Below are 11,881 nucleotides of genomic sequence, written 5' to 3'. Positions count from 1 at the left end.
TGGTTTTATCTTTAATATACATTTCTATGGGTAATAAGTAATTGGTAATGAATGATTTTTTGAAATAAAAAGTAAGAAGTAATTTTGCTTCTAACTTCTAACTTCTAACTTCTAACTTCTAACTTCTAACTTCTAACTTCTTCAGATTCTCCCATCAAATTGGGATTCCAATTGGCGGGAATTTTTGGTCCGATGTCGTTTTTAATATAATAATCCTGAATTTCCTGCATTACTTCTGCAAAAGTTGCAGTTTCTAATCTTTCGTAAGGAATCTGGTAGCCTAAATAAACGATATTTCTTTTAAAATCTCCGGCAGCCAAAACAATAGGAACTTTTGCCGCCAAAGCCATGTGATAAAAACCTTTTCTCCATTTCGGAACCCAGCTTCTGGTTCCTTCCGGAGTAATTACCAAGCTGAAATCTTCTTTTTTAAATTCATTTGCCACAAAATTAATCAAATCATTTTTCTGACTTCTGTCGATTCCTATTCCACCTAAACTTCTTACGATTGCGCCGTACCAAGCTTTTGTGTGAGCATCTTTAATGATTATTTTCAGTTTTTTTCCTAATTTCCAATAGGCTAAATTTCCCAAAAGATATTCCATATTGTGAGTATGTGGTGCTACAACAAGAATACATCTGTCGAGATTTTTAACGTCGCCTTGAAGAACGACTTTCCAACCCAGAATTTTCAGTATCAGACTGCCTATCAGTTTTTTCATATGTAGATTTTATTGTTTTTTAAAGGTCATATGTTATCGCGTCCTCTTTATCAGTATTTGTTTTTTTTCATCATGGCGATTTCATGTATTTTATATTTAAAACAAAAAAAGTATAACCAAACTTTGGTTATACTCTACAAATATATTGAAATATTGTCGCTCTTAAAATAAACTGCTGATTAAATCTGCGATTTTTACTGCAATTTCTAAAACTACTTGTACCATGGTTTAATTTTTTTGTGTTTGTTTTTTGTGGAATTTGATTATACGAATATACAAAGATTTTGTTATATAAAACACTTTCTAATGAAATTTTTTATAAATTTTTGAGAGAAGAAGAGTGTGAATTTCAAACGGTTGTCATTCACTCACACCTTCTGCACTCTCTAAAGTTTAATTATTTGGTTTTAATAGAAAATTCTTTTTTTCCGTCTTTTATTTTAATATCAACATCTTTCATTTTATCAATATTCATCTTCATGGTATCCATTATCTTTTTAGCTTCATCTTTTTGATATTTCTTTCCGTTGATAATCACACTGTCTCTATCGTTATCGCTGTATTCTATAGTAGAACCGTTAATTGATATTTTATTTTTTTCAATGCTGATATTTCCGTTTTCGTCATCGTTGTAATTGTCTTCATCGCTATCATTGATTCCGTTTCCATCTGCATCGCCGTCTATATTGATGTCATCTTTTAACGAAATCACAACTGAGGTTTTAGGAATTACCAATTCATAATCAACGTGATAATTTCTGTTTCTGTGATCATAAGGATATTTGATGTAGTTTGGAAGTAAGATTTTATTGCCTACAATCTCTACCGGAACACTTACGTTAAGAGGAATATTATAACCTTTTGCATCCTTTTTAATGATTAAATAAGGGGTTTTAATATTTTCTTTTCTCGTCACTTCTACATAGATATGATCTCTGTCGTACACCGATTTTTTGTCAGAATAAATATCATCATCATACCCTGTAAAGTTCTGAGGAATCGTGATTTGTTTTACATCTACATAAAGACTGTCTGAAGTTGTATTGATGGCAATTTCTTCTACATCTTCTTTATGACCTTTGAAAAACATTTCTCTTTTTGCCATACTCAATCCGAAGAATGTTCCTAATCCAATTACTGTTAAAAATAAAGCGCCTAAAACCCAACCTATATTTCTCAATTTAGTTTTTGGTGAGAAAATTTTAATGCTCAACAAGCTAAAAAGTATAGCCGGAATTAAAGATCCTACGACAATGATCGCTGCCAAAACATTATATAATCCGTCGTCATCAAAGTAAAACTTCATTTCGTTAGCTCCAGGGAAATTTGAGTCAATTCCAAAAAGTCCGAATACTACAAATACTCCTATAATGCTTCCTACCGCCATGAATGCGAAGAATCCACCGATAATATATTTTAAAACATTCCAAACTCCGCTTCCTGCATTGTCAATATAAGGTTTGTTTTCAATGAAAATTTCTCCTGCTCTGGTTGTTGTTTCATTGGCGAATTGTACAATTTTGCCAGATTCTTCCTTTAAATTATCAAAATTCAAAGGTTTACCTTTCATTTTCAAAAAATCTGAAGCGGTAGTAGCGATCGGTAAAATTGCCCATAGAATGATATAAAGAAGAGGGATAAATAACATTACCGGTGCGCCAAAACATAAGATAATAAATGCTCCAACCCAGATCAGTCTCATTCCCGTAATATCTATTCCGAAATAAGCTGCTAAACCTGCACAAACTCCGGCGATTTTTTGTCTTTCAGAATCACGGAACAATTGTCTTTTGTCGCTGTATCTTGTTCCTGAAAAATTTGTTTTTGTATTTTTTTCAGAATAATAAGCTTCTTCCTGCTCCTCGATTTTTTCTGGAGAACCGATTTGTGCCATTACTCTTTCTACATCGGTATCATTTATCACTTCACGTTTTCCTAAAGTATCTCTGAAGATTTCAACAATTCTGATCTCGATATCATGAATTACCTCATCTGCTTCAGAAGCATCCATAGAATTTCTCAGAGCATTAAGATAGTCGCTGAGCTTTATATATGCGTGTTCTTCTATTGTAAAAGAAAAACCTGCGAGTCCTATTGAGAGTGTCTTGTTCATAGCTTTTGTTTTTAGTGTTTTTGAGTAATTTGGGTTACAGAATCTGTTAATTCTTTCCAGGTGTTTTGTAATTCAGATAAAAACGTTTTGCCTTTTTCTGTGATCTGATAATATTTTCTGGGCGGTCCTCCTGTAGATTCTTCCCATCTGTAGGAGAGAAATTCTCCGTTTTTCAGTCTGGTTAAAAGAGGGTAGAGGGTTCCTTCCACTACATCCAGTTTTCCTTTTTTCAGTTCATCAATCAAGTCAGAAACATACATTTCTCTATTGTTGATGAGGCTTAAAATACAGAATTCCAGAATCCCTTTTCGCATTTGCGCTTTGGTATTTTCGGTATTCATCTTTAATGGGTTTTGTTAATTAGTTATATAAATTTTCAGTTTTGGTTCCTAGCTAGTTGAACCTATTCCGATTTTACATTACAAAGATATGTAATTAAAATGGTAATATGCAATACAAAGTAGTGAAATTATTTTTAAAGTTAGTTTAAAATATTGAAAATCAAGTATATAATTTTTATTCTAAATTTTAGCCGTTGATTAAATATTAGAAATATGATGAATTTTTACGTCTAAATTTCTATATTTGTTATCAACTAAAACCTAAATTAACTCGAAATGAATTCTGGAAAACTACTATTAATGTTAGTATGTTTTGGAATGCTTTGTAATGCCCAAAATTATTTTGAGCTGCCGAATGTTTCCAAAACATACAATGTGATTGCCAATATCGAAAGTTGTGGAGAAAAGAAATGTAATGGAAAAACGACGATAGATCTTTATGATAAAACGACGATGAAGAAATATCAGACTTTATCATCAAATGATTTTTATTTAGATTTTGATGAAATAAGAAAACCTATTCTCGATTCATTAAAAAACTCGATTATTTTTGATGATTTTAATTTTGACGGAATTGATGATGTTGCAGTTAGAAACGGAAACAGCAATAATAAAAATCCTTTCTATGAAGTCTATATTAATGATTCTGCGAAACAATTTGTTTTAAATGATGACTTTACAAGCTTGGTTCGTTCAAATCCAGGAATGTTTAAAATAAATTCTGAGCGTCAAAGAATTATTACTTACCAAGAAGATGGTTGTTGCTGGAATCTTAGTTCAGAATATCAATTTTTCCCGAAGAAAGGTTTAGTTAAAGTTTTGGAGTTTGAAGAAGATACAAGAGATCCTAAAAAAGTTATTACCGTAAAAAGAGAATTTATAGATTACAAATGGTTTTCAAAAACCACAACCTATCCCAAAGAACTATATATTAAAGAAAAATAATGAAAATACAGAAAGAAATCGATTTTATCGTTGCAGTTGATGCACTGAAAAATGTACAGAGAAGAAATTATAATGCAGATGATTCCAGAAGAGAAAATACGGCAGAACATTCTTGGCAGATTATTATTTTGGCGCAAATTCTTTTTCCTTACGCTAAAAATAGAGCCGATATCGACTTGTTAAGAGTAATCAGAATGCTTTCTATTCACGATTTGGTGGAAATTGAAGCAGGAGATACTTTCCTTTTCGATGAAGCTGCAATGGTTGGGAAATTTGAAAGAGAAAAACTTTCCGCTCAGAATATTTTCGGAATTTTAGATGAACCGCTTCGCTCTGAGTTTTTCAATCTTTGGTTAGAATTTGAAGAAGAACAAACTCCTGATGCTATTTTTGCCTGTGCAATTGATAGAATTATGCCTTTTATTTTAAATTCTCACACTTCCGGAAAAAGCTGGACTGAAGCTAAAGTGACCGAACTTCAAATCAGAAATATGTTGGAAAACGCAATCAGCCGAGCTTCCGATGAAATGGGAGAAGCTTTTCAGGCATTGCTGAATTTGAGTTTGGAAAATGAGAAAGTTTTGAGATAATTTTTTTATTAATGAATTATTAAAGCTTTACTGTTTTATGTGATTTGGTGATGGTATTGTATTTATTTCTTCTATTGTTTATTTAATTTTTAATCATTTTTAAATTGATATATTTGTTTAATAATTATTTTAATTAAATTTTATGAAAAAAACTCTACTTTCTATTGCCGTTTTAGCGGTAAACTTGTTTTATTCACAAGTAACAATTGGTTCGGGAACCAGAACGGACTCGAATGTTGGTTTGTCTACTCCTATATCTATTTATTATGGATATAGTTTGTCTCAACAGATTTATTTGGCAAGTGAAATTGGACCTGCAATGAATATTCAGCAGTTAAAATTTTATGTGCAAAATCCTATTACTTCATTAAGCAATACAGCGCAGGTTGATGTTTGGATTGGGCATACAAATGCAACTAGTTTCCAAAATGTAGTAAGCACAACTGGAGCAGGATGGATTCCTGTTTCACAACAGCAAAAAGTTTTAACGACAGGAACTCTTTCTTATACGGGGAATGAAGTTACCATTACTTTAGCGACTCCATTTGCTTATAATGGAACTCAGAATTTAGTAATTACAGTTGATGAAAATGCTGCGGGACACAATGGTAATACTTATCCTTTCTATCAAACTGTTGATTATACTAATGATGTTACATTAATTAATCGAAGTGATACCGTTAATCCGGATCCGCTAAATCCACCAACAAACTATACAGGTCCTAACTCAACTGCAACAACTGAAGTTCAAGGAAAGAAATACAAAGCTATTCTTACTTTAATTGCTCAGAATTTGGGAGTTGCTGATGCAAGAACAGTGGGAGACGCTTCAATTACTCCAAATCCTGCATCTGATTTTGTAACAATTAAAACTAAATTAACTATTGATTCTGTTGATATATTGGATCTAAATGGTAGAAAAGTTTTAAATAATCTTTCATTAAATAATGATAAGATTGATATAAGAGAACTTTCTTCTGGAGTTTATATGCTTAAAATTAATTATAAAGAAGGGCTTTCTACCACCAAAAAAATTATTAAAAAATAAAAATTTCGATGGAAAAATCCACCGAAACTGCGAAAAAAATAATTTGAAATTGAGTTTCGGAAACCTAAGTTTCCGAAACTTTTTCATTTATAGAATTTGAATTGGTTTCTTAAATTCATCAATTGCCACAAAAGTAAAATCTCCCACAATCGCTTTTTCTCTTTCATAAGAATACATTTGCTCGGTGTAGATTTCTACGCTTACTTTCATACTTGTATTTCCAACGTGAGAAACTTTTCCGATTAATTCTACAATCGTTCCGGCAGGAATTGGTTTTTTAAAATCAATTTTGTCGCTGCTTACAGTTACTACGCGTTTTCTAGCAAATCTTGTAGCGGTAATAAACGCAACCTCATCCATCAATTGCATCGCAGTTCCTCCGAAAAGGGTGTCATAATGATTGGTTGTATTTGGGAAAACGGCTTTGAAAATTCGGGTTTCCGATGATTGAATTCTTTCTTCTGTAGTCATATTTCATTATTAAATTAAAGCGAAAATGAAATATTATATGAATCCACAGAATAATTCAGGAACATAAATTCCCGAAAAACTATAAGATCAATAAACTTCAAATCGCGAAAGTTTTTGTCTAAAGAAATAGGCAGGTCTCCTGACTTGTAACATCTTTATTCCTTCCCATTTCGTTTTTATACGAAACAGTGGTTTTTTATAAAGACTTTGGTTACTTACAGTTGCGCGACAGTACGTGATTTTCACACGATTCCCTTTTAATCTGCGTTAAGCAAAACCCAATTTCCTGAAAAGTAAAAAGCAAAAGGTTTTCCCTAAAAGCTTAATTCTTTTCGGTTGCAAAAGTACTAATAATAAAGGATATTTTCTAAGAATTATTCAGGATTGCTGAAAACGATCTGGCTGATTGCTTTACCTTCTTTAATCGTCCAGAAAGTTGTGTATCTGTTTTCACCTGATCCATTAATCATATAAAGAAAAATATGGTCATCATCCATTGAAGTTACGCCCATGTTTTCAAAATCTTTTGTAGGCTGGAACATATTTTTAATTCCTTCTCTCACGAAAACTGAACCTCTTCCCGGTTGTTGAACACGCACAGATTTTATTTCCGTTAAATCTTCAGGAAGTTCTTTGCTGATTCCCCAAGGTTTTTGTTTGTCGATTTTAACGATGTTTCCTTCTGCATCTTTTTCCTGCTTTTTGAATTTTGCGTTGGAAGGATAAATATCAATTACCACTTTCGTTCTTTGATTGGCAGGAATTTTAGGATTGTTATTGTCGGTAAAAGTAATTGATCTTCCGTTTTTAGATAATACCGGAGTGAATTTTGGAAGCTGATCTATAAATGCAATACGGCCTTTATTTACCATTCCTTCTTTATTAAGACTATCGTATCTCACAAATGGTTTTGGAAGCTCTTCTTTTTCAGGATATTTAATCCAAATCCATTCGGTTTCTCCAGGAGCCGGCTTTACATAAACAAAAACATCACCTTTTTTCATTCTGATTTTATCAACGATTTTACGGTAATCTTCTTTGTGTACACGCACCATCGCATAGCCGTCTTCTGCTTTTACAACGCCAAAAGGAACTTTATTCTGTGCATTGATCAGTGCAAAAGAAAAAATACTGAATATCGATAAATAGATTGCTTTGTTTATGAAAGTCATTATAAAATATTTATAGTTCAAAGATATAAATTAAATATTTTTCGGAAGATAATTAAACCGTTTCAATTCTTTTAAATCTTCAATAGGTCTTAAATAACCGTCTGAAAGAAGAAAAATGTCATCAGAAATATCCAATACATCATGATATTGATGATCTGAAATGATAAAACCTTTATTTTCAGTTTGTTGTTTAATGATTGTTTTTAATTCAGCAATTATTTTTGGTGATAAACTGTGAAAAGGTTCATCCAACAAAATAAATTCTGCTTTTGAATAAATAATAAGTAATGTTTCTATAATTCTTAATTCTCCTCCTGAAAGTGTTTTTGGAGTTTCATTTAAAAATGGTTGAATTGGATTTAATTCTGAAATTGCATCAACATTTTCCTTGTTGCAAAACAGCTTGATGAGATTTTTAATCTTGATATTTTTCGGTAGAAACGTGTTTTGTGGCAAATAAGCAATTTTGTTTCTTCTGTCAGATTGATTTTTTAGAATTTCATTATTAAATTTAATAAATTGTGTATCACCTTTAATTGTTCCGAAAATAATATGAAATAAAGTCGATTTTCCGCAACCATTTCTACCTAAAAGTCCGGCAATTTTACCAGTTTCCAACTGCAGATAAATGTCTTTCAAAATATCTTTTTCGCCAAAAGATTTTGTGATGCTGTCAATGTGAAGTTTACTCATAAAAATGCACTCACAAATTTTAAGATGATTCCAAAAGAAATAGTAATGCTCCAAAGTTGGATTCTCGAAAACCCAAAGTTCGCATAGAATAAATATTCATTTTTTAATCTCAATTCATAAATAAAATAATGCAGCAAAGGAAATAGCAGAAGAAAACACAAACTGACATTCTGTATCGTGAAACCAAGAGAAAAAGAAAGCAAGACAGAAAACAAAATTCCCGGAATCAAAAGTTTCCTGTAAAAAATCCATAATACTTTTAAACTGATAAGCATTTTTCAAAAATAACAATAAAAAGAAAGAGAGCATCAATTAAGACACTCCCTTTTTTATTTTTTTATTGATTTTAGGTGGTTCTAAGCTTGGCTTTCACATTATTATTTTTGATTATGCTTCTAAGTTCTAAAATCTGTTCCTTCGTAAAATACTTTTTCGGAACCATATTCATTGTCAGTTTACTTTGATAAATCAAAAACCAGTCTTTGTTTTCTTTTACTTTATAAACGGTTTTCCAGGTAAAATCTCCATCAAATGTTTCGCCTTTCGTTTGGATATTTTCTTTAGTGAAAGTATAAACAATCTTTTCCTGAATTTTCTTATTCGAATAAAATGTATTTTTCAATCTGAAATAGGAGCGAACAACAATAAAAACAAACAGAACAGCAAACCAAATCATTGCAGACCTGAAAATTTCTTTCGTATCGATTTCTGTATTGTATAAATTCAGTCCCAAAACAGCCAGAATGATTAAAGAAAAAATAATCAATCTTGGCAATGAATTTTTTAAATTGAAATTCAAGAAATCTTTAAAAGTAATATGCGTTTCTACGGTCATTTTTAAGCATTAAATTCTCTCCAATTCATCTGCATCAATCAATGTTTTAAAGGTTCCGTAATTGACAGTCACTTTATTTCTTGAAATCTTCTCAATTGTTCCCACACTTGTACTTCCCGTAATTCTAACACGTTGCCCGATTTTCATCCAAAGTTCACGGTCAGATTTACGTTTTTCTTCAATTTTTTCGTTGGTTTCGCTGATTTTTTCAATGACATCTTCTTTCTTCAGTTGTTGTGTTATTTTTCTTTTCACAACTTGAAGACGTTTGGTTTCATCTTTATCTGCTCCAATTTTTCTAAATTTTTCCTGCTCCAGAATCTTCACAAAATCTTTCACTACATCTTTCCTCGATTTCCCTTTTACATAACTGTCGATAAAAGATTCAATCTTACCTCCAAACTGAAGTTTTCGATGTTCTTCTTCATATAATTTCTGGAAATTGAAGAGTTTTTGCTGAAGCTGATCATTTAGCTTTTGTAGATTATCACGTTTGTCTTCTACAGATTCTTTTCTTTCGGCAAGATCAGTTTTCAGTTTTTCAACTTCATATTTTTCCTGTTGAAGCTTTACAATCGTTTTATCTAAATTCACGATATCATGTTCCACTTTTTTCTTTGCAGAATGAATGATAAATCTTGGAATTTTATTTTTTTCAGCAACTTCAAAGGTAAATGAACTTCCTGCTTGTCCGATTTCCAATTTGTACATCGGTTCGAGCGTTTCTTCGTTGAAAAGCATTGCTGCATTTTGCGCATTCGGAAGTTCTTCTACTACCAGTTTAATGTTGGTGTAGTGCGTTGTAATAATGGCAAAACTTTTCTTGTCGTAGAAAAACTCAAGGAAACTTTCGGCTAAAGCGCCACCTAATTCAGGATCAGAACCAGTTCCGAATTCGTCAATCAATAAAAGCGTATTGGCATCGGCTTCACGAATGATTCCGCCCATTTTCTTTAATCTCGAAGAATATGTCGAAAGATGATTTTCAATAGATTGATTATCCCCAATATCGGTCATGATTTTCTCAAAGAAAAACATTTCAGATTTTGGATGAGTAGGAACCAAAATTCCACTCTGAATCATCAGTTGAAGCAATCCTACAGTCTTTAAAGTAATCGATTTCCCACCCGCATTCGGTCCGGAAATACAGATAATTCTGTTGTCATCTGTTAAGCTTAAAGTTTGCGAGAAAATAGTTTTATTCTCTGCTTTGTTTCTTAAAAATAACAAAGGATGGAATGCTTCTCTTAATTTCAGCGTTCTGTGACGGTTGATTTTAGGTAAAACTCCGTTGATTAATTCTCCAAATTTTGCTTTGGCTCTTGTTAAATCAAGATCGAAAATATACATTTGATATCTCCAAAGCTGAGGTTGGAAAACTGCCAATTCTGCAGTCAGTTTTCTCAGGATTTTGTCGATTTCCTTTTTTTCTTCTTCCTGATCTTCTTTCAGTTTAAAATAATGTTTTACTACAGAATCTGGCTGAATATAAGTAATAGAACCAGTTTTTGAAAGTCCTAAAACTCTTCCCGGAACTCTTTTTTTATACGCCGATTTTACAGCCAAAACTCTTTGATCTTCAATAATACTTTCCCGGATATCATCCAAGAAATCGCTTTGTCCATAATTGAATAAAACCCTGTTGAAATTCTCCTGAATTGCTTTTTTAGCCAATTGAATTTCAGCTCTCAACGTTTTTAAAGCTGGAGAAGCTTCACTTTTGACTTCGCCAAAACGGTTGAAAACTTTATCAACTTTATCAATGATTTCCTTTTTAAATTCAAGCACAGAAACATCCTTTATCAACGTAGGAAAAGTTTCGGGCATGGTTGGGAAAAACTTCTGTAGTTTCCCGATTTGTTCCGTAAGCGTTTTTATTTTAATGAAAGCAACGTTCTCCAATCGATAATTTTCGATCAGCATTAATTTAAGCTCACTTTCAATATCCTCATATTCATCAAACGGAATAGCATTTGAACTTTCAAAACTCGACAAATATTCGGAAGTTTTTTTTAGGGAAAGTTCTGCCTCGTCAATTTCCATTGGACGAAGTTGAAGAATTTTATCTCTCGTTTTCGGAGAGTACGCAAAAGGAGAAATTTCCGCGAGCAATTGCGGGAACTCTAATTCGTCTAAATCTTCTTTATTTATATACACAGTGCAAAGATAATTAATTTGAAAATGAAATAATTTGAGAATGTATTTTTAATTTTGAAACATTAAGATTTTATGAAGGATTTAAGAATATTAAGCACTGCTACGCTTTTATCCTTCTGCATTCAAAAAAAATCTATTTGATTTTCCTTAAAATTTAACTTCTTAAATGGTCTTAATGGTTCAATTTAAATATAAAATAACTTCAATAAGGTTTTATTATATTTGAGATATGAAACTGGAAACCGAAAGATTAATTTTAAAACCCATTAACGAAAGCCATGTTGAGGATATTTTAAAAATTCGAGGCAATGACGTTGTCAATCAATTTGTGAAAAGAATTCCTCCGAAGACAAATTATGATGCGTTGGATTTCATTTTAACCATCAAAAAAAGGATTGAAAATAATGAAACTGTTTACTGGGGAATTTCACTTAAAAACCAAACAAATCTTATCGGAACAATTTGTCTCTGGAAATTTTCGGAAGACAGAAAACAAGCAGAAGTTGGTTATGAATTACTACCGGAATATCACAGAAAAGGAATTATGTCTGAAACTTTACAGGCTGTTTTAAATTTTGGTTTTAATGAATTAAATTTGCAGGAAATTGTGGCTATGACCAATAAGTTTAATGAAAACTCAAAAGGTCTTCTTTTAAAACATAATTTTATCTTGGAAGAGGAGAGAGAAGATGAAGGTTTTCCGGATAATTTGGTTTTTAGTTTGAAGAAGTAATATCTTACTTATCCTTTTGACGAATAAAAACCTCTACAATATATTAGAATTACGGTAACAA

Annotated in this window: 12 protein-coding genes and 1 riboswitch; of the genes, 4 read left to right on the top strand and 8 right to left on the bottom strand. The window is 31.7% G+C overall.

Going from position 1 to position 11,881, the window contains the following annotated elements; translation table 11 throughout:
• Window positions 1-125 precede the first annotated feature (125 nt).
• The 3 genes from OF897_RS16200 to OF897_RS16190 form a co-directional block, all read right to left on the bottom strand.
• On the bottom strand, window positions 126-722 hold the full coding sequence (locus tag OF897_RS16200) for a 1-acyl-sn-glycerol-3-phosphate acyltransferase (RefSeq protein ID WP_267266716.1): 597 nt from the start codon (window positions 720-722) through the stop codon (window positions 126-128).
• Between the two features lie 397 nt (window positions 723-1,119).
• Window positions 1,120-2,835 carry a PspC domain-containing protein gene (locus tag OF897_RS16195; RefSeq protein ID WP_267266715.1) on the bottom strand — a complete coding sequence of 572 codons (1,716 nt, stop codon included), beginning with the start codon at window positions 2,833-2,835 and terminating at the stop codon, window positions 1,120-1,122.
• A gap of 11 nt (window positions 2,836-2,846) precedes the next feature.
• Entirely contained in the window at window positions 2,847-3,176 is a 330-nt protein-coding gene (locus OF897_RS16190) for a PadR family transcriptional regulator (protein ID WP_267266714.1), read from the bottom strand.
• Window positions 3,177-3,452: 276 nt separating this feature from the next.
• Here OF897_RS16190 and OF897_RS16185 point away from each other — a divergent pair, with 276 nt between their 5' ends.
• From OF897_RS16185 to OF897_RS16175, 3 genes are all read left to right on the top strand, one after another.
• Window positions 3,453-4,121 (top strand): XAC2610-related protein, encoded by a 669-nt coding sequence (locus OF897_RS16185; protein WP_267266713.1) that lies wholly within the window; start codon window positions 3,453-3,455, stop codon window positions 4,119-4,121.
• On the top strand, window positions 4,121-4,711 hold the full coding sequence (locus OF897_RS16180; RefSeq protein ID WP_267266712.1) for an HD domain-containing protein: 591 nt from the start codon (window positions 4,121-4,123) through the stop codon (window positions 4,709-4,711). The genes OF897_RS16185 and OF897_RS16180 overlap by 1 nt, the downstream gene beginning before the upstream one ends.
• Before the next feature lie 142 nt (window positions 4,712-4,853).
• Window positions 4,854-5,759, top strand: a complete 906-nt coding sequence (locus OF897_RS16175) for a T9SS type A sorting domain-containing protein (RefSeq protein WP_267266711.1) — start codon at window positions 4,854-4,856, stop codon at window positions 5,757-5,759.
• Window positions 5,760-5,846: 87 nt separating this feature from the next.
• Here the strand turns inward: OF897_RS16175 and OF897_RS16170 are convergent, their stop codons facing one another.
• The 5 genes from OF897_RS16170 to OF897_RS16150 all read right to left on the bottom strand — a co-directional run bounded on the left by OF897_RS16170 (window position 5,847) and on the right by OF897_RS16150 (window position 11,087).
• Complete coding sequence (locus OF897_RS16170) at window positions 5,847-6,230, bottom strand: acyl-CoA thioesterase (RefSeq protein WP_267266710.1); 384 nt, start codon at window positions 6,228-6,230, stop codon at window positions 5,847-5,849.
• 112 nt (window positions 6,231-6,342) lie between these two features.
• A riboswitch (cobalamin riboswitch) is annotated at window positions 6,343-6,527 on the bottom strand.
• 77 nt (window positions 6,528-6,604) lie between these two features.
• Complete coding sequence (locus tag OF897_RS16165) at window positions 6,605-7,402, bottom strand: hypothetical protein (protein WP_267266709.1); 798 nt, start codon at window positions 7,400-7,402, stop codon at window positions 6,605-6,607.
• Window positions 7,403-7,432: 30 nt separating this feature from the next.
• Window positions 7,433-8,095 carry an ATP-binding cassette domain-containing protein gene (locus tag OF897_RS16160; protein WP_267266708.1) on the bottom strand — a complete coding sequence of 221 codons (663 nt, stop codon included), beginning with the start codon at window positions 8,093-8,095 and terminating at the stop codon, window positions 7,433-7,435.
• A gap of 346 nt (window positions 8,096-8,441) precedes the next feature.
• Complete coding sequence (locus tag OF897_RS16155) at window positions 8,442-8,930, bottom strand: YcxB family protein (protein ID WP_267266707.1); 489 nt, start codon at window positions 8,928-8,930, stop codon at window positions 8,442-8,444.
• A gap of 9 nt (window positions 8,931-8,939) precedes the next feature.
• Entirely contained in the window at window positions 8,940-11,087 is a 2,148-nt protein-coding gene (locus OF897_RS16150; RefSeq protein WP_267266706.1) for an endonuclease MutS2, read from the bottom strand.
• A gap of 229 nt (window positions 11,088-11,316) precedes the next feature.
• On the opposite strand from OF897_RS16150, the gene OF897_RS16145 reads away from it, so the two are divergent.
• On the top strand, window positions 11,317-11,820 hold the full coding sequence (locus tag OF897_RS16145; protein WP_267266705.1) for a GNAT family N-acetyltransferase: 504 nt from the start codon (window positions 11,317-11,319) through the stop codon (window positions 11,818-11,820).
• The last annotated feature ends 61 nt before the right edge of the window (window positions 11,821-11,881 follow it).

Source organism: Chryseobacterium formosum, from assembly GCF_026460885.1.
Classification (GTDB): domain Bacteria; phylum Bacteroidota; class Bacteroidia; order Flavobacteriales; family Weeksellaceae; genus Chryseobacterium; species Chryseobacterium formosus.
The sequence above is the reverse complement of the archived record's forward strand: the minus strand, read 5'-3'. Positions and strand labels throughout refer to the sequence as shown.

Excerpts from the sequence above, each read along its gene's own strand:
- OF897_RS16200 (WP_267266716.1), bottom strand. The coding sequence starts at position 722 with ATGAAAAAACTGATAGGCAGTCTGATACTGAAAATTCTGGGTTGGAAA.
- OF897_RS16195 (WP_267266715.1), bottom strand. The coding sequence starts at position 2,835 with ATGAACAAGACACTCTCAATAGGACTCGCAGGTTTTTCTTTTACAATA.
- OF897_RS16190 (WP_267266714.1), bottom strand. The coding sequence starts at position 3,176 with ATGAATACCGAAAATACCAAAGCGCAAATGCGAAAAGGGATTCTGGAA.
- OF897_RS16185 (WP_267266713.1), top strand. The coding sequence starts at position 3,453 with ATGAATTCTGGAAAACTACTATTAATGTTAGTATGTTTTGGAATGCTT.
- OF897_RS16180 (WP_267266712.1), top strand. The coding sequence starts at position 4,121 with ATGAAAATACAGAAAGAAATCGATTTTATCGTTGCAGTTGATGCACTG.
- OF897_RS16175 (WP_267266711.1), top strand. The coding sequence starts at position 4,854 with ATGAAAAAAACTCTACTTTCTATTGCCGTTTTAGCGGTAAACTTGTTT.
- OF897_RS16170 (WP_267266710.1), bottom strand. The coding sequence starts at position 6,230 with ATGACTACAGAAGAAAGAATTCAATCATCGGAAACCCGAATTTTCAAA.
- OF897_RS16165 (WP_267266709.1), bottom strand. The coding sequence starts at position 7,402 with ATGACTTTCATAAACAAAGCAATCTATTTATCGATATTCAGTATTTTT.
- OF897_RS16160 (WP_267266708.1), bottom strand. The coding sequence starts at position 8,095 with ATGAGTAAACTTCACATTGACAGCATCACAAAATCTTTTGGCGAAAAA.
- OF897_RS16155 (WP_267266707.1), bottom strand. The coding sequence starts at position 8,930 with ATGACCGTAGAAACGCATATTACTTTTAAAGATTTCTTGAATTTCAAT.
- OF897_RS16145 (WP_267266705.1), top strand. The coding sequence starts at position 11,317 with ATGAAACTGGAAACCGAAAGATTAATTTTAAAACCCATTAACGAAAGC.